Source organism: Variovorax sp. 54, assembly GCF_002754375.1.
In the GTDB taxonomy this organism is placed as follows: domain Bacteria; phylum Pseudomonadota; class Gammaproteobacteria; order Burkholderiales; family Burkholderiaceae_C; genus Variovorax.
The window spans coordinates 4,958,884-4,983,453 of the sequence record NZ_PEFF01000001.1 but is presented as its reverse complement, the minus strand read 5'-3'; the positions used below and the strand labels follow the sequence as shown (position 1 = coordinate 4,983,453).

General features: G+C 68.6%; 21 protein-coding genes. 15 read left to right on the top strand and 6 right to left on the bottom strand.

The window, feature by feature from the left end; translation table 11 throughout:
• Positions 1–29: 29 nt before the first annotated feature.
• Genes CLU95_RS22875 through CLU95_RS22860 form a run of 4 tightly spaced genes read left to right on the top strand, consistent with a single transcriptional unit; the run spans position 30 to position 5,306 of the window.
• The gene (locus tag CLU95_RS22875; RefSeq protein ID WP_099795709.1) at positions 30–2,189 is read left to right on the top strand and encodes a thiamine pyrophosphate-dependent enzyme; all 2,160 of its coding nucleotides are present in this window, start codon (positions 30–32) and stop codon (positions 2,187–2,189) included.
• Between the two features lie 14 nt (positions 2,190–2,203).
• Positions 2,204–3,826: an indolepyruvate oxidoreductase subunit beta family protein gene (locus CLU95_RS22870; RefSeq protein WP_099795708.1), complete on the top strand. Its 1,623-nt coding sequence runs from the start codon at positions 2,204–2,206 to the stop codon at positions 3,824–3,826.
• Positions 3,827–3,839: 13 nt separating this feature from the next.
• Positions 3,840–4,838 carry a Bug family tripartite tricarboxylate transporter substrate binding protein gene (locus CLU95_RS22865; RefSeq protein ID WP_099795707.1) on the top strand — a complete coding sequence of 333 codons (999 nt, stop codon included), beginning with the start codon at positions 3,840–3,842 and terminating at the stop codon, positions 4,836–4,838.
• 21 nt (positions 4,839–4,859) lie between these two features.
• Positions 4,860–5,306: an acyl-CoA thioesterase gene (locus CLU95_RS22860; RefSeq protein WP_099795706.1), complete on the top strand. Its 447-nt coding sequence runs from the start codon at positions 4,860–4,862 to the stop codon at positions 5,304–5,306.
• Positions 5,307–5,327: 21 nt separating this feature from the next.
• Here CLU95_RS22860 and CLU95_RS22855 read toward each other — a convergent pair whose 3' ends face one another.
• Positions 5,328–5,804: a low molecular weight protein-tyrosine-phosphatase gene (locus CLU95_RS22855; RefSeq protein ID WP_099795705.1), complete on the bottom strand. Its 477-nt coding sequence runs from the start codon at positions 5,802–5,804 to the stop codon at positions 5,328–5,330.
• Between the two features lie 200 nt (positions 5,805–6,004).
• Between CLU95_RS22855 and CLU95_RS22850 the strand changes: the two genes are divergently transcribed.
• The 5 genes from CLU95_RS22850 (at position 6,005) to CLU95_RS22830 (ending at position 11,354) form a co-directional block, all read left to right on the top strand.
• Positions 6,005–6,283, top strand: coding sequence for a hypothetical protein (locus CLU95_RS22850; RefSeq protein WP_257214700.1), 279 nt, complete (start codon positions 6,005–6,007; stop codon positions 6,281–6,283).
• A gap of 289 nt (positions 6,284–6,572) precedes the next feature.
• Entirely contained in the window at positions 6,573–6,794 is a 222-nt protein-coding gene (locus CLU95_RS22845; RefSeq protein ID WP_099795704.1) for a hypothetical protein, read from the top strand.
• Positions 6,795–7,012: 218 nt separating this feature from the next.
• The gene (locus tag CLU95_RS22840) at positions 7,013–7,756 is read left to right on the top strand and encodes a hypothetical protein (RefSeq protein WP_099795703.1); all 744 of its coding nucleotides are present in this window, start codon (positions 7,013–7,015) and stop codon (positions 7,754–7,756) included.
• 24 nt (positions 7,757–7,780) lie between these two features.
• Positions 7,781–10,546: a magnesium-translocating P-type ATPase gene (mgtA, locus tag CLU95_RS22835; RefSeq protein ID WP_099795702.1), complete on the top strand. Its 2,766-nt coding sequence runs from the start codon at positions 7,781–7,783 to the stop codon at positions 10,544–10,546.
• A gap of 91 nt (positions 10,547–10,637) precedes the next feature.
• A complete protein-coding gene (locus tag CLU95_RS22830; RefSeq protein WP_099795701.1) occupies positions 10,638–11,354 on the top strand; it encodes an MgtC/SapB family protein in 717 nt (238 codons plus the stop codon).
• Here the strand turns inward: CLU95_RS22830 and CLU95_RS22825 are convergent.
• The 4 genes from CLU95_RS22825 to xdhC form a co-directional block, all read right to left on the bottom strand.
• Positions 11,351–12,793: an NAD-dependent succinate-semialdehyde dehydrogenase gene (locus tag CLU95_RS22825; RefSeq protein WP_099795700.1), complete on the bottom strand. Its 1,443-nt coding sequence runs from the start codon at positions 12,791–12,793 to the stop codon at positions 11,351–11,353. The two genes, CLU95_RS22830 and CLU95_RS22825, sit on opposite strands and share 4 nt — an antisense overlap.
• A 206-nt stretch (positions 12,794–12,999) precedes the next feature.
• Positions 13,000–14,343, bottom strand: coding sequence for a glycerate kinase type-2 family protein (locus tag CLU95_RS22820; RefSeq protein ID WP_099795699.1), 1,344 nt, complete (start codon positions 14,341–14,343; stop codon positions 13,000–13,002).
• 72 nt (positions 14,344–14,415) lie between these two features.
• The gene (locus tag CLU95_RS22815; protein WP_099795698.1) at positions 14,416–15,627 is read right to left on the bottom strand and encodes a urate hydroxylase PuuD; all 1,212 of its coding nucleotides are present in this window, start codon (positions 15,625–15,627) and stop codon (positions 14,416–14,418) included.
• Positions 15,628–15,842: 215 nt separating this feature from the next.
• Positions 15,843–16,649 carry a xanthine dehydrogenase accessory protein XdhC gene (gene xdhC / locus CLU95_RS22810; RefSeq protein ID WP_099795697.1) on the bottom strand — a complete coding sequence of 269 codons (807 nt, stop codon included), beginning with the start codon at positions 16,647–16,649 and terminating at the stop codon, positions 15,843–15,845.
• Positions 16,650–16,765: 116 nt separating this feature from the next.
• Here xdhC and CLU95_RS22805 point away from each other — a divergent pair, with 116 nt between their 5' ends.
• Positions 16,766–17,269, top strand: coding sequence for a hypothetical protein (locus tag CLU95_RS22805; RefSeq protein ID WP_099795696.1), 504 nt, complete (start codon positions 16,766–16,768; stop codon positions 17,267–17,269).
• A gap of 119 nt (positions 17,270–17,388) precedes the next feature.
• Here the strand turns inward: CLU95_RS22805 and uraH are convergent, their stop codons facing one another.
• Entirely contained in the window at positions 17,389–17,739 is a 351-nt protein-coding gene (uraH, locus tag CLU95_RS22800) for a hydroxyisourate hydrolase (protein ID WP_056574070.1), read from the bottom strand.
• A gap of 108 nt (positions 17,740–17,847) precedes the next feature.
• On the opposite strand from uraH, the gene CLU95_RS22795 reads away from it, so the two are divergent.
• From CLU95_RS22795 to CLU95_RS22775, 5 genes are all read left to right on the top strand, one after another.
• A complete protein-coding gene (locus CLU95_RS22795) occupies positions 17,848–18,522 on the top strand; it encodes a GntR family transcriptional regulator (protein ID WP_099795695.1) in 675 nt (224 codons plus the stop codon).
• Positions 18,523–18,651: 129 nt separating this feature from the next.
• Complete coding sequence (gene puuE, locus CLU95_RS22790; protein WP_099795694.1) at positions 18,652–19,614, top strand: allantoinase PuuE; 963 nt, start codon at positions 18,652–18,654, stop codon at positions 19,612–19,614.
• A complete protein-coding gene (uraD, locus tag CLU95_RS22785) occupies positions 19,611–21,398 on the top strand; it encodes a 2-oxo-4-hydroxy-4-carboxy-5-ureidoimidazoline decarboxylase (protein ID WP_099795693.1) in 1,788 nt (595 codons plus the stop codon). The genes puuE and uraD overlap by 4 nt, the downstream gene beginning before the upstream one ends.
• A gap of 23 nt (positions 21,399–21,421) precedes the next feature.
• Positions 21,422–22,648 carry a M20 family metallopeptidase gene (locus tag CLU95_RS22780; RefSeq protein ID WP_099795692.1) on the top strand — a complete coding sequence of 409 codons (1,227 nt, stop codon included), beginning with the start codon at positions 21,422–21,424 and terminating at the stop codon, positions 22,646–22,648.
• A gap of 185 nt (positions 22,649–22,833) precedes the next feature.
• On the top strand, positions 22,834–24,531 hold the full coding sequence (locus tag CLU95_RS22775; protein WP_099795691.1) for an S-layer protein: 1,698 nt from the start codon (positions 22,834–22,836) through the stop codon (positions 24,529–24,531).
• Positions 24,532–24,570: the final 39 nt, after the last annotated feature.

Sequence of the window (24,570 nt, the reverse complement as noted above, 5' to 3'; positions counted from 1 at the left end):
TCTCCCCACGACAAGAAGCACGAGACACGATGGAAGTTTCATTCAGCAAGGAAGTGGAAATGCTGCGCCTGGGCGCGGGCGACACCTTCCACGGCGAGGGCATCCTCGCGATCACCAAGGGCCTGTTGCAATCGGGCGTGGCCTACGTCGGCGGCTACCAGGGCGCGCCGGTGTCGCACCTGCTCGACGTGATGGTGCAGGGCAAGGCCTACATGGACGAGCTGGGCGTGCACGTCGAGGCCTGCTCCAACGAGGCCTCGGCGGCGGCGATGCTCGGCGCGTCGATTCACTACCCGCTGCGCGGCGCGGTCACCTGGAAGTCGATCGTCGGCACCAACGTGGCGGCCGATGCGCTGTCGAACCTGTCGTCGCCCGGCGTGACCGGCGGCGTGCTGATCGTGGTGGGCGAAGACTACGGCGAAGGCGCCAGCGTGATCCAGGAGCGCACGCACGCCTACGCGCTCAAGTCGAGCATGTGCCTGCTCGATCCGCGGCCCGACCTGGGCGTGATGGTGCGCATGGTCGAACAGGGCTTCCAGCTGTCGGAGGCGTCGAACATGCCCTGCCTGATGGAGCTGCGCATCCGCACCTGCCACGTGCGCGGCAGCTTCGACTGCAAGGACAACATCGCGCCCGCCGTGTCGACACGCGCGCTGATGGACGAGCCGGCCGGCTTCAACTACATGAAGCTCGCGCACCCGCCCGTCACTTTCCGCCACGAGAAGCTCAAGGGCGACGAGCGCATGCCCGCCGCGCGCCGCCACATCGTGGCGAACGGCCTCAACGAGCTGATGCCCGGCCGGCGCCACCCCGACCTGGGCATCGTGGTGCAGGGCGGCCTGTACAACGCGCTGATCCGCAGCCTGCAGCAGCAGGGCCTGGCCGATGCCTTCGGCGACACCGACATTCCGATCCTCGTGCTCAACGTGACCTACCCGCTGGTGCCCGAGCAGGTGGCCGACTTCTGCGTGGGCAAGCGCGCGGTGCTGGTGGTGGAAGAAGGCCAGCCCGAGTACATCGAGCAGGACATTGCCACCCTGCTGCGCCGCCGCGACATCCAGACGCCGCTGCACGGCAAGGACCTGCTGCCGCAGGCCGGCGAGTACGGCGTGGAAGTGCTGTCGGGCGGCCTCGCGGCCTTTGCCGAGCGCTACCTCGGCGCGAGCGAAGCCGCCACGTCGGCGCAGGCCTGGCTGGCGGGCAACCGCGAACGCCGCGAAGCGGTGGCACGCCGACTCGATGCGCCGCTGCCCAACCGCCCGCCGAGCTTTTGCGTCGGCTGCCCCGAGCGGCCGGTGTTCTCTGCCCTCAAGCTCGCCCAGCAGGAGACCGGGCCGGTGCACATCGCGGCCGACATCGGCTGCCACGCCTTCGGCACCTTCGAGCCTTTTTCGATGGGCCACTCGATCCTCGGCTACGGCATGAGCCTGGCCAGCCGCGCGGGCGTGGCGCCGATGATGAACCGCCGCACGCTGTCGATCATGGGCGACGGCGGCTTCTGGCACAACGGCCTGCTCACGGGCGTGCAGAGCGCGCTCTTCAACGACGACGATGCGGTGCTGCTGATCTTCAAGAACGGCTACACCTCGGCAACAGGCACGCAGGACATCATCTCCACGCCCGACGACGAGATCAAGGAACGCGCCGTCGACAAGCAGCAGAGCCTGGTCGACAAGAACCAGACCATCGAGGCCACGCTCACGGGCCTGGGCGTGAAGTGGATGCGCACCGTCACCACCTACGACGTGGAGCGCATGCGCAAGACGCTCACCGAGGCGCTCACGAGCGACTTCAACGGCCTGAAGGTGGTGATCGCCGAGGGCGAATGCCAGCTCGAGCGGCAGCGCCGCATCAAGCCGTGGATCGCCGGCCTGCTGAAAAAAGGCAAGCGCGTGGTGCGCGTGAAGTATGGCGTCGACGAGGACGTGTGCAACGGCGACCACGCCTGCATCCGCCTGTCGGGCTGCCCCACGCTCACGCTGAAAGACAACCCCGATCCGCTGAAGGTCGACCCGGTGGCCGTGGTCATCGACGGCTGCGTGGGCTGCGGCCTGTGCGGCGCGAACGCGCATGCGGCCACGCTGTGCCCGAGCTTCTACCGGGCCGAGGTGGTGCAGAACCCGAAATGGCACGAACGCCTGTTGCACGGCCTGCGCGGCGCGATCGTCGGCGCGTTGCGGCCCGCATGAAAGAGAACCACGACATGGAACAGAACCGTCCCACCACCCTCCTCGTCTGCGCCCTCGGCGGCGAAGGCGGCGGCGTGCTCACCGAATGGCTGGTCGACACCGCGCGGCATGCGGGCTACGCGGCGCAGAGCACGTCGATCCCCGGCGTGGCGCAGCGCACCGGCGCCACCACCTATTACATCGAGGTGTTCCCGGTGCCGATGGCACAACTGGGCGGCCGGCGCCCCGTGTTCAGCCTGGGCCCGGTGCCGGGCGCGCTCGACGCCATCGTTTCGTCGGAGCTGCTGGAGACCACGCGCCAGATCGGCAACGGCATGAGCGCGCCGCTGCGCACGCTGGTCATCAGCTCGTCAGCGCGCGTGCTCACCACGGCCGAGCGCATGGTGCCCGGCGACGGCCGCGCCGACGCGCAGCGCCTGCTCGACGTGGTCAAGGCCTTCAGCCACGAGCACCACGTGCTCGACATGGGCGCCATGGCGCGCGAGGCCGGCACGGTGGTCAGCGCCGTGATGTTTGGCGCGATCGCGGGCAGCGGCCTCTTCCCGTTCCCGCGTGAAGCCTACGAGCGCGCGGTGCGCGGCGGCGACGCGGCCGCGCCCGACAAGCTCGGCAAGATGGCCGCCGCCAGCCTGCGCGGCTTTGCCGCCGCCTTCGAGGCCGTGCGCGCGCCGCGCGCCCAGGCCGCGTTCGTGCAGGGCGTGCTGGCCAGCGACGACACGCGCGACGCGCCCCCGACACCGCAGGCCCTGCCCGACGACTTGGCGCGCCGCTTTCCGCCCGCCGTGCAAGACATGCTCGCGCTCGGCCATGCGCGGGTGCGCGACTACCAGGACGGCGCCTACGCCGCGCTGTATGCCGAGCGCCTCGCGCGGGTGCTCGAGGCCGAGCGCGCCGCCGATCCGTCGGGCGCGCAGGGCTTCGCGGTCACGCGCGAAATGGCGCGCTGGCTGGCGCTGTGGATGGCCTTCGACGACATCGTGCGCGTGGCCACGCTGAAGGGCCGCGCCAGCCGCGCGCAGCGCGTGCGCCAGGAAGTGCGCGCGGGCGACGAAGACATCGTGAAGGTCTTCGACCACTTCAAGCCCGGCGCGCCCGAGTTCGCGGCGCTGCTGCCGCCGTCGCTCGCGCGCCGCGTGACCGCATGGGACCGTGGCCGCCAGTCGCGCGGACTTGCGCCGTGGGCCTTGCCGCTGCAGGTGGGCAGCCACTCGGTGCTGGGCATGGCCTCGCTGCGCGTGCTGGCTTCGCTCACCTGGCTGCGCCGGCGCGGCAGCCGCTTTGCCGAGGAGCAGGCGCTGATCGAACGCTGGCTCGCTGCCGTCGAGACCGGCACGCGCACGCACTGGGCGCTGGGCCGCGAGCTGGCGCTGTGCGGCCGGCTCATCAAGGGCTACGGCAGCACCAACGAGCGCGGCAAGCACAACCTGCTGCATGTGATCGACGAGCTCGCCGGCCGCGCCGCGCTGCCGCCCGCCGCGCGCGCCGAGGCGATTGCGGCGGCCCGCGAGGCCGCGCTCGCGGACGAAGGCGGCAAGGCGCTCGACGCCGCGCTCACGCGCCACGGCGCCGCGCCGCGCCCGGTGCAGGCGCAACCCATCCGCTGGATGAAGCGGCCCAAGACAACGACCACGACCTGAGAGACAAAGAACCATGACCCCACGCCCCACCGCTGCCCCGTCGCCGTCACGCCGGCTGCTGCTGGCGCTCGCCCTGGCGGGTACCGCCTTGTGCGCGCCCGCCGTGCACGCCGACACCTGGCCGTCCAAGCCCATCAAGGTGATCGTCAACTTCCCGGCCGGCGGCGCGGCCGACCAGCTCGCACGCGCCGTCTCGCAGCCGCTGCAGGAGGCGCTGAAGCAGCCCGTGGTGATCGAGAACCGCGGCGGCGCCAACGGCAACGTCGGCGGCGAGGCCGTGGCGCGTGCGGCGGCCGATGGCTACACGCTGCTCATGAGCTCGGGCGGCATGGTGTCGGTGAACCCGCACCTGTATGCGCGCATGGGCTTCGACCCCGCGAAGGACCTGGTGCCCGTGGCCGCCGCCGCGCGCGTGCTGGTGTTTCTGGTCACGCGCCCTTCGCTGCCGCCGACCGACGTGAAGTCGTTCATGGCCTACCTCAAGGCCAACCCCGGCAAGCTCTCGTACGGCTCGCCGGGCAACGGCAGCTCGCCGCACCTGGCGGGCGAGATGTTCAAGAGCCAGGCCGGCCTGTTCGCGCTGCACGTGCCCTACCGCGGCGCCGCGCCCGCGCTGCAAGATTTGCTGGCCGGCCAGATCGACTACGCCTTCGACCCCGGCATTGCGCTGAACCAGGTGCGCGCCGGCAAGCTCAAGCTGCTGGCCGTGGGCAGCCCGCACCGCTCGTCGCAGTTCCCCGACGTGCCCACGCTCGACGAGGCCGGCCTGCGCGGCTTCGACGCCGACACGGTGTTCGGCTTCTACGCACCGGCCGGCACGCCGCCCGAGGTGGTGGCGCAGCTCAACACGCAGATCAACCGCGCGCTCGCGCTGCCGGCAGTGAAGGAGCGCATCGCGGCCATCGGCGGCGAGCCGGCGCCGGGCACGCCGGCCGACTTCCAGCGCCGTGCGGCGGCAGACTCGCAACGCTTCGGCGCGCTGATCCGCGAGCGCGGCATCAAGGCCGACTGAGGGGCCTAGGACAATCGACGGATGAACAGCACCACGTCTTCTCCCGACGCTTCCGGCAAGGAAGCCGTCTACACCGCACGCGTCGAGTTCGGCGACTGCGACCCGGCCGGCATCGTCTGGTTTCCCAATTTCTTCCGCTGGATCGACGCGGCCTCGCGCCACTTCTTCGCCGAGTGCGGCGTGCCGCGCTGGGAAGAAACCGCCCAGACCCTCGGCGTGATCGGCACGCCGCTGGTCGACACGCACACGCGCTTCGTCAAGGCGGCCAGCTACGGCGACACGCTGCACATCGCGGTGCGCATCACCGAGTGGCGCGACAAGAGCTTCGTGCAGACCTACCGCGTGACGCGCGGCGACGACCTGATCCTCGAATGCGAAGAGGTGCGGATCTTTGCGGCGAAGCGCGAAGGCGGCGGCATCCGCGCGGTGCCGATTCCGCCGACGATCCGCGCGCTCTGCACGGGCTGAACCACGGGGCCTGCAGGCTCATCAGGCTGCGTCGCGACGCAGCTGCGTGAGCAGGCCTTCCACGCCGAGGTCGATCAGGTCGAAGGCCTCGATGAAGGCCTGGTGGCCGCCGTACCACGGGTCGGGCACGTCACCGCCGATGGCCTGCGCAAACTCCGAGAGCAGGCGCACCTTGCGCGCGGCATCGGCCGGTGCGCGCCTGCGCAACGCGGCGCAGTGCTGCTGCGTCATGCCGACGAGCCAATCGAAGCGATCGAAGTCGGCCGCACGCACCTGGCGTGCGCGGTGCGCGGGCATCTCGATGCCGCGCCGCAGCGCCTCGGCCACCGAGCGCGGGTCGGGCGGATTGCCGCGCTCCTCGTCGGAGATGGCGGCGCTGTCGACCTCCACCGCGAAGCCCGCGAGGCGCGCCTTGTGGACCAGCAGCGCGTGCGCGGTCGGCGAGCGGCAGATGTTGCCGGTGCAGATGAACAGGACGGCGGGGGTGCTTGTCTTCATGCGCGTCGACTATAGGCACAGAGGGCAGGCATTCGGCATAGGCCACCCTACCCATGCCATCCCCCGGTCGGGGGATGGCACGAGGGAGCGATGGCGAATCGCACCGCCCTCTCCTATGGACAGCTCCCATATCTTCGGTATCGCCTGACACAACTCCTTGCGCTTCACTACGGTCCATGGTCAGAGCAAAGGAGGTCACCATGCCCAGACCCAGTCTTCACAGCGCGAGCATCACGCTGAAACTTCCCTTCGACATGAGCGCCGCGCAAGAGGTCGAGGCCCTGCGCGCCGCGGGCATTCCGGTGGACGACCTGGGCAATGCCATGTCGGGCTTCCTGTTCGTGCGCTTCAGCGACGGTTGGCGCGGCGACTCGAACGTCTTCCGCTGGTTTCCGAGCCCCATCGAACGCAGCGCGAACGAGCCCCAGCTCCATCCCACGCAACCGCGACGCAGCCTCTCGCTGCATGCCAAGGGTTGACGCTGGCAATGATGCGGTGCAACAATCCGGAGATCATCATTTCGGAGCCCCGTGCGTGGACAGTGCCAGTTGGATCAGTGACAAGACGCGTGCCTCGGCAGGCGTGACACCCCCGGCCCTCTAGCGCAGGCAGCTCCCGCGCTTGCGGCCGCCGTGTCCGCAGCGCGAACCCCTTGCCCCACGGGCAAGCGGCTCCCCCTACCGATTCCCGTTGTTCTTCGTCGCTGACTTTGTCAGTCAGCTTGCGTGCGTCCGTGCGCGAGGCCCTTCAGCGTGAAGGAGCCTTGTCATGCGCCAGTATCAAATTCGTCCGTTGCATTCGCAGACGCGACCGTCGCACGGTCGCCCGTCGGCGCACGCCGCTGCGCAAGTGCCTGCCCGCGTGGGCCCGGCGCCGCACGTCGACGACGAGCAGGCCCTGGACCGCGCCGCCGCGCTGTGGACCACGCGCCGCATCCGCAGCTTCTTCCTGCTGCTCGAACAGCCCGGCCACGGCACCACGCGCCGCTGAAGCCCGCCCCTGCCACCCTCACAGAACAGGAGGCCCCCATGGACCCGGACCCTTGCTTGCGCCGCTGTGCGCCGCCTTCTTCCTTGCCCGATCGATCCCCCATTCACCTCGCAGCCTGCCGTGCTGCGGAGGAGCCCCGCCGGCTGACTGCTGAGTAAGCACGTCGTCACGGGCGTTTCCTTCCTTCGCGGCGCGCCGCACCCGAAGGAGAAACTCCCATGACCCGCGAACGCCTGCGGCGTGTCGTGCGGACGGCCACGGCCGCCCGTTCCAACGCCCGCCCCCTTGCCTTCCGCCGCACCGCGCCAGGCCACGCCTGGCTCGCCACGCTCTGCGGCCTTGCCGCCACGCAGACCCACGCCGCCGGCGGCCACCATTCGGTGGACGACGCCGCCATCCTCGATCCGGGCCAGTGCCAGATCGAGACCTGGGGCGGTCAGCGCCTCGTACACCTCGGCCCCGCCTGCCGCGTCGGCCCGGTCGAGCTGGGCCTGAACCTCGAGCGTGAGCGCAACGCCGACGGCCGCACCGTGCGCGCCGGCCCGCAGATCAAGTGGGCTTTTGCGCTCACCGACACGCTGAGCACCGGCGTGCTGGCCTCGGCCTCGTGGCAACGCAGCAACGCCGGCAATGCCTCGCTGCGCCTCACCGACAGCAGCGTGGTGATCCCCGTCACCTGGCAGTTCGACGACGCATGGCGCGCCCACCTGAACCTGGGCCGCGACTTCCATCGCGCACAGCCGAGCACCAGCCACTCGGGCGCGGCGCTCGAATGGGCCGCCCTGCCCGCGCTGTCGCTCGTGGCCGAGCGCTTCCGCGAAGGCGGGCGCAACGCCTGGCGCGCCGGCCTGCGCTGGACGGCCACGCCGTCCGTCAACGTCGATCTCAGCCACGCACGCGACCTGCGCCACGACGGCCCGCGCGGCTGGACGCTGGGCCTCACCTGGGCGTTCGCTCGCTGAGCGCCCCCACACAGGAGAAGAAAAATGAAGAACGTCCTGAAGTCCTTTTTCGAAAGCTTCCTGCGCAGCCGCCACATGCTGCATCACTTCGAGCGCTGGCAGACGCTGCTGAGCGCCAAGCCCAGCAGCCTCGGCTCGGCCGCGATGCCGCCCGAGATCGCCAAGGCGCTGGCCGCCGCCTCGCACACCGACGCGGGCGAGGTGCTGGTGCGCCTGAACAGCTCGTCGCAAGGCCTGACCGAGGCCCACGCGCTGGCGCTGCGCAAGCGGCTGGGCAGCAACGAGGTGCGCCACGAGCAGCCGCTGCCGTGGTGGAACCACCTGTGGCAGTGCTACCGCAACCCCTTCAACCTGCTGCTGACGGTGCTCGCGCTGGTCTCCTACATCACCGAGGACACGAAGGCCACGGTGGTGATCGGCAGCATGGTGCTGCTGTCGACCGTGCTGCGCTTTCTGCAGGAGTCGCGCTCCAACAAGGCCGCCGACCGGCTCAAGGCGATGGTCAGCAACACCTCGACGGTGCTGCGCCCCGCGCCGGGCGAGAAGGCCGGACGCGCGGGCGACGACGGCTTCGACCTCGCGCACGCCGGCACGCTGCGCATGGAAGTGCCGATGCGCGACCTCGTGCCCGGCGACGTGATCGCGCTGTCGGCCGGCGACATGATCCCGGCCGATGCGCGCCTGCTCTCGGCCAAAGACCTGTTCATCAGCCAGTCGGCGCTCACCGGCGAATCGATGCCGGTGGAGAAGTTCGCAGCCACCGCGGCCGACCACCAGGCCGGCGTGCTGGAACGCGACAACCTGCTCTTCATGGGCACCAACGTGATCAGCGGCACCGCCACCGCGGTGATCGTGCACACGGGCGAGCGCACCTTCTTCGGCGCACTGGCCCAGCGCGTGAGCGCGACCGATCGCGGCACCACCGCCTTCCAGGCCGGCATCAACCGCGTGAGCTGGCTGCTGATCCGCTTCATGCTGGTGATGGCGCCGCTGGTGCTGGTGATCAACGGCGTGACCAAGGGCGACTGGTGGGAGGCGGCGCTGTTCGCGCTGTCGATCGCGGTCGGCCTCACGCCCGAGATGCTGCCGATGATCGTGACCGCCACGTTGGCCAAGGGCGCGGTCGTGATGTCGCGCCAGAAGGTGATCGTGAAGCGGCTCGAAGCCATCCACAACTTCGGCGCGATGGACGTGCTGTGCACCGACAAGACCGGCACGCTCACGCAGGACCGCATCGTGCTCGAACGCCACACCAACGCCTGGGGCGAAGACTCCGACCACGTGCTGCAGCAGGCCTACCTCAACAGCTTTCACCAGACGGGGCTGAAGAACCTGCTCGACAAGGCCGTGCTCAGCCACGCCGAAGTGCAGCTCGACGCGCAGCTGCAGACCAGCTGGCGCAAAGTCGACGAAGTGCCCTTCGATTTCTCGCGCCGCCGCATGTCGGTGGTGGTGGCGCACGGCGACGACGAGCACCTGCTGATCTGCAAGGGTGCGCTCGAAGAGATCCTGTCGGTGTGCACCTCGGTCGAACGCGGCGCCGAAGTGCTCGCGCTCGACGCCGACGTGATGGCGCGCATCCACCGCGTGGCCTCGGAGCTCAACGCCCAGGGCCTGCGCGTGGTGGCCGTGGCCAGCCGCACGCTCCATGCCGATGCGCGCAAGCCGGCCTACAGCGTGGCCGACGAAGCGGGGCTCACACTGCTGGGTTACGTGGCCTTTCTCGATCCGCCGAAGGAATCGACCGCGCCCGCGCTGCTGGCGCTGGCCGCGCACGGCGTGGCGGTGAAGGTGCTGACGGGCGACAACGAACTGGTCACGCGCAAGGTCTGCGGCGACGTCGGCATCGACGCCGGGCGCATGGTGCTGGGCCACGAGGTCGAGCGCATGAACGAGGCCGAGCTGCGGCAGGTGGTGGAAATGCGCCAGGTGTTCGCCAAGCTCACGCCCGCGCACAAGGAGCGCATCGTGCAGGCGCTGCATGCCAACGGCCACGTGGTCGGCTTCATGGGCGACGGCATCAACGACGCGCCCGCGCTGCGCGCCGCCGACATCGGCATCTCGGTGGACGGTGCGGTGGACGTGGCCAAGGAATCGGCCGACATCATCCTGCTCGAGAAGAGCCTCATGGTGCTGGAGCAAGGCGTGATCGAAGGCCGCCGCACCTTCGCCAACATGCTCAAGTACATCAAGATCACGGCCAGCTCGAACTTCGGCAACGTGTTCTCGGTGCTGGTGGCCAGTGCCTTCCTGCCCTTTTTGCCGATGCTGCCGCTGCACCTGCTGGTGCAGAACCTGCTGTACGACGTGTCGCAGATCGCGATCCCGTTCGACAACGTGGACGAAGAGTTTCTGAAGACGCCGCAGCGCTGGAACCCGGCCGACCTGGGCCGCTTCATGGTGTTCTTCGGACCGCTGAGCTCGGTGTTCGACATCCTGACCTTCACCGTGATGTGGTTCGTGTTCGCGGCCAACACGCCGGAGCACCAGACGCTGTTCCAGTCGGGCTGGTTCATCGAAGGCCTGCTGTCGCAGACGCTCATCGTGCACCTGATCCGCACGCGCAAGATTCCGTTCCTGCAAAGCCGCGCGGCCTGGCCGCTGCTGGCCATGGGCGCGGCGATTGCGGCGGTCGGCATCTGGCTGCCGATGGGGCCGCTGGCGCACTACTTCAAACTGCAGGCGCTGCCGCTCGCGTACTTCCCGTGGCTGGTGCTGATGCTGGTCGGCTACGCAACGCTGACGCAGGCCGTGAAGGGCTGGTACGCGCGCAGGTACGGCTGGCAATAAGACAAGCATCACCAGAAGAACGCAGGATTGCGGCTGTCACACAAGGCCGCTACCCTGCGCCGCACACAGAGGATCAGGAGGATCACTCACCATGGAAGCCATCCGCAACATCAACCTGCACTCGCTGCTGAACACCTTCATCAGCGTGGGCGCGGCCTTTCTGCTCGGCTCGCTGATCGGATTCGAACGCCAGATGCGCCAGCGCACCGCGGGGCTGCGCACCAACACACTCGTGGCCGTCGGCGCCGCCGTGTTCGTCGACATGGCGGCCCGCCTGGGCGGCCCCGACGGCTCGGTGCGCGTGGTCGCCTACGTGGTCTCGGGCATCGGTTTTCTGGGCGCGGGCGCCATCATGAAAGAAGGCGCCAACATCACGGGCCTGAACACGGCCGCCACGCTGTGGGGGTCTGCGGCAGTGGGCGCCTGCGCGGGCGCCAACCTGCTGGGCGAAGCACTGATCGCGGCGCTCTTCGTGCTCGCGAGCAACACGCTGCTGCGCCCGGTGGTGAACCGCATCAACCGCCGCCCGGTGCACGAGGAATCGAGCGAGGCGACCTACACGGTGCGCGTGATCTGCTCACGCGCGGCGCGGCCCGAGGTGATGGACCAGCTGCTGGTGCAGCTGGAAGCCGCGAACTACCCGGTGCGCGACATCGACCAGCACGCCTTCGGCACGGCCGACACGGAGATTGCAGCGACGCTCTACGCCACCGCGGTCGAGCCCGAAGAGCTCGACCAGGTGATCGCAGAACTGGAAGCCTTGGAAGGCGTACAGCAGGCGTTCTGGAACGCCAGCGCCGAGGATTAAACGCCGAGGATCGAAACGGCCTTGGTGTTCAGGTAAGCCTCGATCGCCTCCGGGCCACCTTCCGAACCGTAGCCCGAATCCTTCACGCCGCCGAACGGCATTTCCGGCGAAGGCGTGGCGGGCTGGTTGATCCACAGCATGCCGAGCTCGAGCTTCTGGCTCAGCAGGTGCGCGCTCTTGATCGACTTGGTGAAGGCATAGCCGGCCAGGCCGAAAGGCAGGCGGTTGGCTTCGGTGATGGCTTCTTCGAGCGTGTCGAAACCGCGGATCGCGGCGATGGGGCCGAAGGGTTCATTGTTGAACACGTCGGCGTCCAGCGGCACGTCGGTGATGACGGTGGGCGCGAAGAAGTTGCCGGTGTCGCCGACGCGGTCGCCGCCGGTGGCGATGGTGGCGCCCTTCTTGCGCGCGTCTTCCAGCACGTGGGCCATGGCCGTAAGGCGGCGGGCGTTGGCCAGCGGGCCGAGGTTGGTGCCTTCGGCCAGGCCGTCGCCCATCTTCAGGCCTTCGGCGTGCTTGACCAGCAGGCTCGCGAACTCGTGGCGCAGGCTGTTGTGCACCAGGAAGCGGGTCGGCGAGATGCAGACCTGGCCCGCGTTGCGGAACTTGGCGGCACCGGCGGCCTTGACGGCCAGCGCCACGTCGGCGTCTTCGGCCACGATCACCGGGGCGTGGCCGCCCAGTTCCATCGTGACGCGCTTCATGTGCGAACCGGCCAGCGCGGCCAGCTGCTTGCCGACCGGGGTGGAGCCGGTGAACGTGACCTTGCGGATGATCGGGTGCGCGATGAGGTAGCTCGATATCTCGCCCGGGTTGCCGAACACGAGGCCCACGACGCCGCCCGGAATGCCGGCGTCGACAAAAGCCTTCAGCAGCGCGGCCGGCGAGGCCGGGGTTTCTTCGGGCGCCTTCACCAGGAAGGAGCAGCCGGTGGCGAGCGCGGCGCCGAGCTTGCGCACGATCTGGTTGACGGGGAAGTTCCACGGCGTGAAGGCCGCGACCGGGCCGACCGGCTCCTTGATGACCAGCTGCTGCGCAGCCAGGTTGCGCGAGGGCACGATGCGGCCGTACACGCGGCGGCCTTCGTCGGCGAACCACTCGATGATGTCGGCGGCGGCCATCATTTCGACCTTGGCCTCGCCCAGCGGCTTGCCTTGCTCCTGCGTCAGCAGCTTGGCGATGTCCAGGGCGCGTTCGCGGATCAGGCCGGCGGCGCGGCGCATCACGGCGGCGCGCTCGTTGGCGGGCGTGTCGCGCCAGGCTTCGAAGCCACGCTGGGCGGCGGCCAGGGCACGGTCGAGGTCGACGATGCTGGCATGCGCCACCTTGCCGATGGCCTTGCCGGTGGCGGGGTTCAGCACGTCGAGCGTCTTGCCGTCGGCGGCGTCGACCCATTGGCCGTCGATCAGCAGGCGGGTGTCGGTGTAGGTGGCGGTCATGGCGAACTCTTTCCTTCGAGGACTGGATGGTGAAAACGAAACGGGAAATCGGGCGCGCGGCGCGGCACCCCGTGGGGGTGCGCATGCGACAACGGCGGCCAAGCGCCGCCGGGGCCGTAGATTAACCTGAGTTCACAAAGCTTGCCCGCGGCCCCGCAGGGGCCCGGGGGTCCTCCGGCTCCGAGAGGGAGCCGGCCCGAACCTGCCTACAGCACGAGGATCGCGCGGAAGTCGTTGACGTTGGTGTTCGTCGGACCGGTCACGAACAGGTCGCCGATGGCGTCGAAGTAGCCGTAGGCGTCGTTGCGGTCGAGATGGTCGGAGAGCTTCTTGCCCTGTGCCGTGGCGCGCGCCAGGGTGTCGGGCGTGACGAAGGCGCCGGCGTTGTCTTCCACGCCGTCGATGCCGTCGGTGTCGGCGGCCAGCGCCCACACCTGTGGCTGGCCCATGAGCGCGCCCGCCAGGCCCATGCAGAACTCGCCGGCCCGCCCGCCACGGCCCTTGACCTGGCCGGGTTGGCGCGGGCGGATGGTGACGGTGGTTTCGCCACCCGACAGGATGACGCAGGGCCGGGCGAACGGTTCGCCGCGCAGCGCCACGGCACGGGCGAGCGCCGCATGCACCTTGCCCACTTCGCGCGATTCGCCTTCGATTTCGTCGCTCAGCACGTGCACGCCGATGCCGGCGGCGCGCGCGGCCGCAGCGGCAGCTTCGAGCGACTGCTGCGGCGTGGCGATCAGGTGCGTGCTGTGGCCGGCGAACACGGCGTCGTCGGGCTTGGGGGTTTCGAGCGCGCCGCTGTCGAGCTGCGCGCGCACGGGCGCCGGCACCTCGATGCCGTAGCGGTCGAGGATGGCGAGCGCGTCGGCGCAGGTGGTGGCGTCGGGCACGGTGGGGCCGCTGGCGATCACGGCCGGGTCGTCGCCGGGCACGTCGCTGATGGTGAGCGTGACCACGCGCGCCGGCGCGCAGGCCGCCGCGAGCCGGCCGCCCTTGATGCGCGAGAGGTGCTTGCGCACGCAGTTCATCTCGCCGATGTGGGCGCCGCTGTCGAGCAGCTGCGTGTTGATGCGCTGCTTGTCGGCCAGCGTGAGGCCCTCGGCCGGCAGCACCAGCAGCGACGAGCCGCCGCCGGAGATCAGGCACAGCACGAGGTCGTCGGCCGTGAGGCCCTGCGTGAGCGCCAGGATGCGCTCGGCCGCCTGCTTGCCGGCCGCGTCGGGCACGGGGTGCGCGGCCTCGACGAGTTCGATGCGCTGCGGCAGGCCTGCGGGGCGCGGCGGGATGTGGTCGTAGCGCGTGACGACCAGGCCCGACAACGGGGCGTCGGCCGGCCATAGGGCTTCGAGCGCCTGCACCATCGAACCGCCGGCCTTGCCGGCGCCGAGCACCACGGTGCGACCCTTGGGCGGTTTCGGCAGATGCGCACCCAGCGTGGACAGCGGCAGTGCGCGGTCCACCGCCACGCGGTACAGGTGTTCGAGGAAGGCGCGCGGGGCTTCGCGCGGATCGGGAATGGCGGTGGCAGAGGGCGAGGTCGATGCGGTCATGGCTTGCGTGTTGTCTCCGTTCGGCGATTGTGCGATGACCGGCGGCCCACGCTCGCGGACCGCGGCCTTCTTCTAGTTCGTCTTGGCGCCGGCCTGGAACCAGCGGCTGATCAACGCCCGCTCTTCGTCGGTGATGTTCGTTGCGTTGTTCATCGGCATGATCTTGGTCACCACGACCTGCTGGTAGATCGCCTGGGCATGCGCCGCCACCTGGTCGGGCGTGTCGACGCGCACGTTCTTCATCTGCACGGCCGCGCCGTGGCACATGAAGCAGCGCTGCTCGAGCACCTTCTGCACGTCCTGGTAGGCCACGGCGGGCACGGCCTGGGCGGCGGTGGCCGCAACCGGCGCCACTGGCTCCGGCTTCATCCACACGATCGTGAGGCCCAGCACCGCGATGCCGACCATGGCGTAGGGCAGCGGGTTGCCCGCGTTGCCCAGCTTGAAGCGGTGGCGCACCACGAAGAACTGCCGGATGGCGGCGCCGCCGAGCATGATCAGCAGCAGCACGATCCAGTTGTACTTGTGCGTGTAGGTGAAGCTGTAGTGGTTGCTCAGCATCGCGAACAGCACCGGCAGCGTGAAGTAGGTGTTGTGCACGCTGCGCTGCTTGCCGCGCTGGCCGTGCACCGGATCGACCGGCCGGCCTTCGCGCAGCGCCTTCACGTTCTTGCGCTGGCCCGGGATGATCCAGAAGAACACGTTGCCGCTCATGGTGGTGGCCATCATGGCGCCCACCAGCAGGAAGGCCGCGCGGCCCGCGAACCACTGGCAGGCCAGCCAGGTCGCGAAGACGATGAAGACCGCGATCAGCACGCCGACGATGGTGTCGCCGTTCTTGCGGCGCCCGAAGATCTGGCAGATGCCGTCGTAAACCATCCAGAACACGACGAAGAAGGCCAGCGCCACGGCAATGGCGGCGCCGGGCTGCCAGTCCATCTTGCTCTTGTCGATGAGGTACGTGCTCGCGTTCCACAGGTACGACATCGTGAACAGCGCAAAGCCCGTGAGCCACGTCGAGTAGCTCTCCCAGTACGACCAGTGCAGGTGGTCGGGCAGCTTCTTGGGCGCCAGCGCGTACTTCTGGCTGTTGTAGAAACCGCCGCCGTGCACGGCCCATTGCTCGCCGCCCACGCCCTTGTCGAGCGATTCGGGGTCCTGCGGCTTCTCGAGGCTGTTGTCCAGCATCACGAAGTAGAAGGAGGCGCCGATCCATGCGATGGCGGTGATGACGTGGACCCAGCGCAGCAGCAGGTTGGCCCAGTCGAGGTAGTAGCTTTCCATATAGCGCTCTCTCAACCCTCTAGACGCGTGGGGCGCCGATGAGGGGTTTCAGCCTGCTCACCACTGCGGGCGCTGTAAGCAGAGAAAGTGCCGCGAACGCAGGTCCGTTGAAAACGACCTCGCTCCGCTGCGGCTTGTTGTGGACCGAAAGTGTATACAGTTTTGACACGAGGCGGGATGCTATTTGCGGCGTTGCCGCCAAGGGAAAACCCTGTTCAGCCCAGCGATTGCAACAACTGTGCCGCCACGGCCACCGCGATCACCTCGGGTTCCTTGCCCGTGATGCCGGGCACGCCGATCGGGCAGGTGACGCGCGCCAGCTCGTCGGCCGTGAAGCCGCGCGCCTCCAGCCGGTGGCGGAAGGTGGCCCATTTGGTCTTGCTGCCGATGAGGCCGATGTAGGGCAGGTCGTTGCGCGTGCGCAAACGCTTCAGGCAGGCGATGACGATGTCGAGGTCTTCGGCATGGCTGAAGCTCATGATCAGCACGCGGCTGCCGGGCGCGAGCGCAGCCACGGCGTCCTGCACGGGCTCGGAGTGCTCGGTGTCGATCTGCGCAGGCAGTGCGTCGGGGAACACGCCGTCGCGGCTGTCGATCCAGCGCACCGAGAACGGCAGCACGGCCAGCAGGCGCGCCAGCGCTGCGCCCACGTGGCCGCCGCCGAACAGCGCCACGGGTTCGAGCTGGGCGACCAGTTCTTTTTGTAGCGCGGGCGCGTCGGCCGCGCCGATGCGCCGGTAGGTCAGGAACATCACGCCGCCGCAGCACTGCCCCAGGCTTGGGCCCAGCGGGTAGCGCTGCACGCCGTCGAGGCTGCGCGTGCCGGCCAGGATCTCGCGTGCTTCCTGCGTGGCCTGGAACTCCAGCTGACCACCGCCGATGGTGGCCGTGAGCCCGTCGGCCCACACGGCCATCCAGGTGCCGGCCTCGCGCGGGGCCGAGCCCTGCGTCGATTCGACGCGCACCAGCACGGCGTCTTCATGGCGAAGACGCATCAGCAATTGATCGACCGCACCGGTCATTCGAAAACCTCCGCGCTCCGCGCTGCGGTGCGAGCTTGCTTGGGGCGGCCCGGCGCTGCGCATGCCCGATACCTTCGGTTGCCTGGACCGCAACGACTCACGGTATAACCCCGGCGATGATGACGAACCGCCAGCTTACGCCGCGCCGCCTCGCCTGGGCCGCCACTGTTCTTTCCGCCTTGTGGCTCGCCGGCTGCGGCTCGACGGGCTCGGTGCCCGGCCAGCTCAGCGGCACCAGCAGCGCGCAGGGCAGCGGGCCCGCACCGCGCGCTTCGAGCGCGGCCACCGCGCGCGACTACCGCCGCGATGCGGCACGCCACATCTACAACGCCAACCCCTCGCGCATCTACAAGGGCCAGATGCCGCCCCTGCTGTACGCGGTCGGCACCTTGCAGGTGAACCTCGACACGGGCGGCAAGGTGGTCTCGATGCACTGGCTGCGCGCGCCCAAGCACGCGCCCGAAGTGATCGCCGAGATCGAACGCGCCGTGCTGCAAGCCGCGCCCTTCCCGCCCGCCCAGCGCCTGGGCGCGGTCACGTGGACCGACACCTGGCTGTGGGACAAGAGCGGGCGCTTCCAGCTCGACACCCTGACTGAGGGCCAACAGCAAGGCGACTGAGAACGCGGCCGGAGGCATTCGCGAGGGGGCCGCCGCGCACGGCCGCCCGAAGCGGCCGGCCCGCCCCCGATAGGGGGTTGGCGAAGCGACACGAAGTGCGCGAAGCCTGGGGGCGAGCATCAAGACCCGCGGTACGTGGAGTAGCTCCACGGGCTCACCAGCAAGGGCACGTGGTAGTGCTGGTCGGTGTGCGCCACACCGAAGTCCAGTGCCACCTTGTTCAGGAAGTTCGGCTCCGGCAGCGTCACGCCGCGGGCCTTGAAATAACCCGCCACGTCGAACACCAAGCGGTAGGTGCCGACCTTGATCGAGTGGTTGTCGTACAGCGGGCCGTCGCTGCGGCCGTCCGAATTCAGCGTGAAGCGCTTCACCAGCGTCGCGGCGTCGCCGTCGGTGGTGTACAGCGCCACCTCCATGCCGGCCGCGGGGCCGCCGTGCATCGTGTCCAGTACGTGAGTGCTCAAACCCATGGGGCGTTCCTTCAAAAAATGGTGCCGGATCGGTGAGATCGGGGAGACCAGAGGGGTGGGAAATTCCGGTGGACAAAAGTGTATACAGTTACCGGCTTTGGGTCTATCATGAAAAACATGGAGTCCTCCACCACCCGTTCGATCGTCGATGCCCTCACGAAGGCCATCGTCGAGCACCGCCTTCAGCCCGGCACCAAGCTCGCCGAGCAGAAGCTGGCCGATCACTTCGGCGTGTCGCGCACGCTGGTGCGCCAGGCGCTGTTCCAGCTCTCGCAGAACAAGCTGATCCGGCTCGAGCCGGCACGCGGGGCCTTCGTGGCCGCGCCCGCCGTCGACGAGGCCAAGCAGGTGTTCGCCGTGCGCCGCATGCTCGAGGCCGAAATGACCCGAGCCTTCGTGCGCAGCGTCACGCCGGCCAAGATCAAGGCGCTCAAGGAGCACGTGGCGCTCGAGAAATCAGCCGTCGGCGGCGAAGACGTTTCGGGCCGTACCGAGCTGCTCGGCGACTTCCACGTGCGCATGGCCGAGCTCATGGGCAACCAGGTGCTGGCGCAAATCTTGGGCGAGCTGATCTCGCGCTGCGCCCTCATCACGCTCATGTACCAGAGCACCAGCGCCGCCGAGCACTCCAACGACGAGCACGCCGACATCGTGAAGGCGCTGGCCGCACGCGACGAAGAACTCGCCGTGCGCCTCATGACCGAGCACCTGGAACACGTCGAGGCCAACCTCACCTTCGACCGCAAGGTCCCGACCAACGACATCGCCCTCGCGCTCTCATGACCACCCCCGTTGCTTGCTCACTTCGTGTAGCCGCCTCCCCCCTCAAGGGGGCAACACCAGTGGCCCGGCAAAGCCGGTTCCACGGTGTTTCGCGAATGGGTCACGACCACTGCCACGATCGTTCTTGATATGACTGTCTACGACACCACCCAGCCCTACCCACGCGACCTCGTCGGCTACGGCCGCAACCCGCCCCACGCCCGCTGGCCCGGCGGCGCGCGCGTGGCGGTGCAGTTCGTCCTCAACTACGAAGAAGGCGGCGAGAACGCCACGCTGCACGGCGACGCGGGTTCGGAGCAGTTTCTTTCCGAGATGTTCAATCCGGCGAGCTTCCCCGACCGGCACATCAGCATGGAAGGCATCTACGAGTACGGCTCGCGCGCCGGCGTGTGGCGCATCCTGCGCGAGTTCGAAAAGCGCGGCCTGCCGCTCACCGTGTTCGGCGTGGGCATGGCACTGGAGCGCTACCCCGAGCTCACGGCCGCATTCAAGGAACTCGGCCACGAAATCGCCTGCCACGGCTGGCGCTGGATTCACTACCAGAACCTCGACGAAGCCACCGAGCGCGAGCACATGCGCCTGGGCATGGAAGCGATCGAAAAGCTCACCGGCGAGCGCGCGCTCGGCTGGTACACCGGCCGCGACAGCCCGCGCACGCGCCGCCTCGTGGCCGACTACGGCGGCTTCGAATACGACAGCGACTATTACGGCGACGACCTGCCCTTCTGGATGAAGGTGCAGAAGACCGACGGCAGCGTGGTGCCGCAGCTCATCGTGCCCTACACGCTCGACGTGAACGACATGCGCTTTGCGCTGCCGCAGGGCTACTCGCACGCCGACCCGTTCTTCCAGTACATGAAGGACACCTTCGACGCGCTGTACGCCGAAGGCGATCCGAACGGCGACGACAGCCCCAAGATGATGAGCATCGGCATGCACTGCCGCCTGCTCGGCCGCCCCGGCCGCATCACGGCGCTGCAGCGTTTTCTCGATCACATCGCCACGCACGACAAGGTCTGGGTCTGCCGCCGCGTCGACATCGCGCGCCACTGGAAGCAGGCGCACCCCTTCGAAGCCGGAGCCGCATCATGAGCACCCCTCTCCTCACCCTTGCCCAACTCAACGCCGCGGGGCCGGCCGCTGCCGTCGCCATGCTCGACGGCGTGTACGAGCACTCGCCCTGGATCGCGCAGCGCGCGCTGGTGCAGCGCCCCTTCCGTTCGCTCGCGCACCTCAAGCACGCGCTGGTGCAGGCGCTGGCCGCGTCGTCCGCCGATGAGCAGATCGGCCTCATCCGCGCCCACCCCGAGCTCGCCGGCAAGGCCATGGTCAGCAAGACGCTCACCGCCGAGTCGACCAACGAACAGAACAAGGCCGGCCTGACCGACTGCACGCCCGAAGAGTTCGCGCAGATCCAGCAGCTCAACGCCGACTACAACGCGAAGTTCGGCTTTCCGTTCATCCTGGCCGTGCGCGGCCCGCGCGGCACGGGCCTCGCCAAGCGCGAGATCATCGAGACCTTCGCGCGCCGGCTGCACAACCACCCGAGCTTCGAACTCGGCGAAGCGCTGCGCAACATCCACCGCATCGCCGAGATCCGCCTGAACGACAAGTTCGGCGCTGACATCACGCTCGGCAACGACGTGTGGGACTGGCAGGAGCAGCTGTCGGTGCACACCGACCCCGGCTATGCCGAGAAGGGCCAGCTCACCGTCACCTACCTGACCGACGCGCACCGCGCCTGCGCTGCGAACATCTCGGGCTGGATGCGCGACTGCGGCTTCGACTCCGTGCACATCGATGCGGTCGGCAACGTGGTCGGCCGCTACGAAGGCGCCAAGCCTGATGCCAAGACCCTGCTCACCGGCTCGCACTACGACACCGTGCGCAACGGCGGCAAGTACGACGGCCGCCTGGGCATCTTCGTGCCCATGGCCTGCGTGCGCGAACTCAAGCGCCAGAACCGCCGCCTGCCCTTCGCCTTCGAGGTCGTCGGCTTCGCCGAAGAAGAAGGCCAGCGCTACAAGGCCACCTTCCTCGGCTCGGGCGCGCTCATCGGCCACTTCGACACGCGCTGGCTCGACCAGAAAGATGCCGACGGCATCACCATGCGCGAGGCCATGCAGCACGCCGGCCTGAAGGAAGAAGACATTCCGAAGATCCAGCGCGACCCGGCGCGCTACCTCGGCTTTGTCGAGGTGCACATCGAGCAGGGCCCCGTGCTCACCGAACTCGACCTGCCGCTGGGCATCGTCACCTCCATCAACGGCAGCGTGCGCTACGTGGGCGAAGTCATCGGCATGGCCAGCCACGCCGGCACCACGCCCATGGACCGCCGCCGCGATGCCGCCGCCGCCGTGGCCGAACTCATCCTCTACACCGAGCAGCGCGCCGCGAAAGACGGCGACTCGGTCGGCACCGTCGGCATGCTCGAAGTGCCGAGCGGCTCGATCAACGTCGTGCCCGGCCGCTGCAAGTTCAGCCTCGACTTGCGCGCGCCCAACAACGCACAGCGCGACGCGCTGGCGAACGACGTGGTCGCCGCATTGAAAGACATCTGCGAACGCCGCGGCGTGCGCTACGAGCTCGAGGAAACCATGCGCGCCGCCGCCGCGCCGAGCGCGCCGGCCTGGCAGCAACGCTGGGAACAGGCCGTCGATGCACTGGGCATTCCGCTCTTCCGCATGCCCAGCGGCGCCGGCCACGACGCGATGAAGCTGCACGAAGTGATGCCGCAGGCCATGCTCTTCGTGCGCGGCATCAACTCGGGCATCAGCCACAACCCGCTCGAATCGAGCACCAACGACGACATTCAATTGGCCGTGCAAGCGTTCCAGCTGCTGCTGGACAACCTCGCCGCTGAACAAGCCCACTGACCAACCCCACAAGAAGAACCACCATGACCGACTACGCCAAACTCGACGCCTGGATCGACGCCCACTTCGACGAGGAAGTGCAGTTCCTGCAGCAACTGGTGCAGGTGCCCACCGACACGCCGCCCGGCAACAACGCGCCGCACGCCGAACGCACCGCCGAGCTGCTGAAAGACTTCGGCCTCGATGCCGAGAAGCACGCTGTGCCCGCGCAAGAGGTGAAGGACTACGGCCTCGAATCGATCACCAACCTGATCGTGCGCCGCACATACGGCAGCGGCGGCCTGACGGTCGCGCTCAATGCCCACGGCGACGTGGTGCCCCCCGGCGAAGGCTGGACGCACGACCCGTACGGCGGCGAGATCGTCGATGGCAGCCTGTACGGCCGCGCTGCCGCCGTCAGCAAGAGCGACTTCGCCAGCTTCACCTTCGCGCTGCGCGCGCTCGAAGCCGTGGCCAAGCCCACCAAGGGCAGCATCGAACTGCACTTCACCTACGACGAAGAGTTCGGCGGCATCCTCGGCCCAGGCTGGTTGCTCGAGAAGGGCCTGACCAAGCCCGACCTCATGATCGCGGCCGGCTTCAGCTACGAAGTGGTCACCGCCCACAACGGCTGCCTGCAGATGGAAGTGACCGTGCACGGCAAGATGGCACACGCCGCCGTGCCCACCACCGGCATCGACGCACTGCAGGGCGCCACGAAGATTCTGAATGCGCTGTACGCGCAGAACACGCTCTACCAGCAGGTCACGTCGAAGGTCGAGGGCATCACGCACCCCTACCTGAACGTGGGCCGCATCGAGGGCGGCACCAACACCAACGTCGTGCCCGGCAAGGTCGTGTTCAAGCTCGACCGCCGGATGATCCCCGAAGAGAACCCGGTCGAGGTCGAAGCCAACATCCGCCAGGTGATCGCCGATGCCGCCGCCGAGAGCGCGGGCATCACGGTCGACATCAAGCGCATGCTGCTCGCCAATTCGATGAAGCCGCTGGCCGGCAACCAACCGCTGGTCGATGCCATCCAGAAGCATGGCGGCGAGCTGTTCGGCGAACCCATCAAGGCCATGGGCACGCCGCTGTACACCGACGTGCGCCTGTACGTGGAAGCCGGCATTCCGGGCGTGATCTACGGCGCCGGCCCGCGCACCGTGCTCGAGTCGCATGCCAAGCGCAGCGACGAACGCGTGGTGCTCGAAGACCTGCGCCGCGCAACCAAGGTGGTGGCGCGCACGCTGAGCGACCTGCTCGCCTGACCACTCTGAAACGCGATTGAAAGTGCGCGCCTTCGGGTGTGAACTTTCATCGCAGTTTCATCGAATCGTCACGACAGGATTTCAGACTCCGGGCTTCTCCGGCGGACGCGCTTTCATGCGTTCCGCCTCATTGAAATCCCGAAGCGACGGCCCGCCATGCGCTGGCCGTTGCTGTTTGTGTCGCCATGAAAATCCTGCCTCCTGCGCCCCGCTTTCGCTCGTCCCTTTTTCCCACCCTCGCGCTCGGCGCGGCCCTGCTGACCGCGTGCGGCGGCGGCTCCGGCGGCGGTGCGCCGTTCGCCGGCCTGCCCATCGCACCGCCGGCCCCTGCGCCGGCGCCCTCGCCCGCCACACCCCCGCCACCGGCCGCGCCCGCCGGCCGCTGGACTGTGGGCGACCTGCACGTCCACACCATCCAGTCGGAGGACACGCAACAGATTTCCACGCTCGACCAGGTGCTCGCCAAGGCCTTCGACACCTTCGGCCTCGACTGGGTCGCGCTCTCGGACCACCTGCGCCTGTCTTCCTATGACAACGACGGCCGCAAGCTCGACCCAGCGATTCCGTTCTCGCGAGGCATGGCCCTCTATCAGGTGCCGCGCATCAAGGCACTGCAGGCCGGCGGCAAGTACGCCGACAAGACGATCTTCGCGTCCTTCGAATGGGACATGGCCACGCACGACCACGGCAACGTCGGCATCCTGACCGACAGCCCGATGTCCGACGCGGCGCTCAAGGCCGTGAGCCAGTTCGAATACCTGTTCACCAACCGCGACCCCGCGCTGTTCCCTGCCGCCGACGTCGCGGCCTGGAACGCCAAGGACGCACGCGCCTCCACGACGCACGAAGACGTGCTCAAGGCCATCGCGTGGCTGAAGAAGAACTACCCCGACTCCAGCTACCTGCAGATCAATCACCCCTCGCGCAGCCCCGGCAAATACACGGCCACCCAGTTGCGCGAGATGAACGACGCCGCGCCCGACATCGTGTTCTCGCTCGAAGGCATGGTCGGCAACCAGATGGAGCCCGACCGCGGCGGCTACGAGAGCGCCTACACGCCGGCCAACCTGCCCTCACGCACCTACGGCGGCGTCGACTACCTCGTCGCCAAACTCGGCGGCACCTGGGACGCCCTGCTGTCCGAAGGCCGCCACATCTGGAACACGGCCGATTCCGACTACCACTTCACGACCTCGAAGGGCTTGTACAGCAGCGGCTACGCGCCCGGCGAGTACGCGAAGAACCACCTCTGGGGCGACATCAAGGACCCGAAGTCGCTGCTCACGGCGATGCGTTCGGGCAAGCTCTTCGCGGTCAACGGCAGCCTCATCAACGCGCTCGACTTCAAGGTGAAAAGCGCCAAGGGCGCGGGCGAGATGGGCACCGAAGTGAGCGCCAAGCCGGGCGAAGACCTGAAGATCACCATCCGCTTCAAGAGCCCCGAGCGCAACAACTTCGAGTACCAGCTCGGCAGCGGCGTGTATGCCAACGTGAAGCCCGTGGTCGACCACATCGACCTCATCGCCGGCGACGTCACCGGCCGCGAACTCCCGGGCACGCCCGGCTACGCGCGCGACACCAACCCGACGACCCGCGTGGTCAAGCGCTTCACCCGCGCCGACTGGACGCTCGACACCGAAGGCTACTTCGCGGTGACCTACACCGTGAAGGCCGGCAACAACCAGTACTTCCGCCTGCGAGGCACCAACCTCGGCACCGACGTGCCTCAGGAGACCGCCGGCGGCGAGCCCTTGTTCGATGCGCGCACGTCGACGCCGGCCGGTGATGACCCGGTGACGCGCTTCAACGCGATCAATGCGCGCAACTACAACGACCTGTGGTTCTATTCGAATCCGGTGTTCGTGAAGGTGGCGGCGCAGTAAGCCGCCCTTCCTCACGCCCAGCCTCATCCGTGGCGCTGG

Coding starts and splice junctions, on each gene's coding strand:
- CLU95_RS22875 (WP_099795709.1), top strand. CDS start 30: ATGGAAGTTTCATTCAGCAAGGAAGTGGAAATGCTGCGCCTGGGCGCG.
- CLU95_RS22870 (WP_099795708.1), top strand. CDS start 2,204: ATGGAACAGAACCGTCCCACCACCCTCCTCGTCTGCGCCCTCGGCGGC.
- CLU95_RS22865 (WP_099795707.1), top strand. CDS start 3,840: ATGACCCCACGCCCCACCGCTGCCCCGTCGCCGTCACGCCGGCTGCTG.
- CLU95_RS22860 (WP_099795706.1), top strand. CDS start 4,860: ATGAACAGCACCACGTCTTCTCCCGACGCTTCCGGCAAGGAAGCCGTC.
- CLU95_RS22855 (WP_099795705.1), bottom strand. CDS start 5,804: ATGAAGACAAGCACCCCCGCCGTCCTGTTCATCTGCACCGGCAACATC.
- CLU95_RS22850 (WP_257214700.1), top strand. CDS start 6,005: ATGCCCAGACCCAGTCTTCACAGCGCGAGCATCACGCTGAAACTTCCC.
- CLU95_RS22845 (WP_099795704.1), top strand. CDS start 6,573: ATGCGCCAGTATCAAATTCGTCCGTTGCATTCGCAGACGCGACCGTCG.
- CLU95_RS22840 (WP_099795703.1), top strand. CDS start 7,013: ATGACCCGCGAACGCCTGCGGCGTGTCGTGCGGACGGCCACGGCCGCC.
- mgtA (WP_099795702.1), top strand. CDS start 7,781: ATGAAGAACGTCCTGAAGTCCTTTTTCGAAAGCTTCCTGCGCAGCCGC.
- CLU95_RS22830 (WP_099795701.1), top strand. CDS start 10,638: ATGGAAGCCATCCGCAACATCAACCTGCACTCGCTGCTGAACACCTTC.
- CLU95_RS22825 (WP_099795700.1), bottom strand. CDS start 12,793: ATGACCGCCACCTACACCGACACCCGCCTGCTGATCGACGGCCAATGG.
- CLU95_RS22820 (WP_099795699.1), bottom strand. CDS start 14,343: ATGACCGCATCGACCTCGCCCTCTGCCACCGCCATTCCCGATCCGCGC.
- CLU95_RS22815 (WP_099795698.1), bottom strand. CDS start 15,627: ATGGAAAGCTACTACCTCGACTGGGCCAACCTGCTGCTGCGCTGGGTC.
- xdhC (WP_099795697.1), bottom strand. CDS start 16,649: ATGACCGGTGCGGTCGATCAATTGCTGATGCGTCTTCGCCATGAAGAC.
- CLU95_RS22805 (WP_099795696.1), top strand. CDS start 16,766: ATGATGACGAACCGCCAGCTTACGCCGCGCCGCCTCGCCTGGGCCGCC.
- uraH (WP_056574070.1), bottom strand. CDS start 17,739: ATGGGTTTGAGCACTCACGTACTGGACACGATGCACGGCGGCCCCGCG.
- CLU95_RS22795 (WP_099795695.1), top strand. CDS start 17,848: ATGAAAAACATGGAGTCCTCCACCACCCGTTCGATCGTCGATGCCCTC.
- puuE (WP_099795694.1), top strand. CDS start 18,652: ATGACTGTCTACGACACCACCCAGCCCTACCCACGCGACCTCGTCGGC.
- uraD (WP_099795693.1), top strand. CDS start 19,611: ATGAGCACCCCTCTCCTCACCCTTGCCCAACTCAACGCCGCGGGGCCG.
- CLU95_RS22780 (WP_099795692.1), top strand. CDS start 21,422: ATGACCGACTACGCCAAACTCGACGCCTGGATCGACGCCCACTTCGAC.
- CLU95_RS22775 (WP_099795691.1), top strand. CDS start 22,834: ATGAAAATCCTGCCTCCTGCGCCCCGCTTTCGCTCGTCCCTTTTTCCC.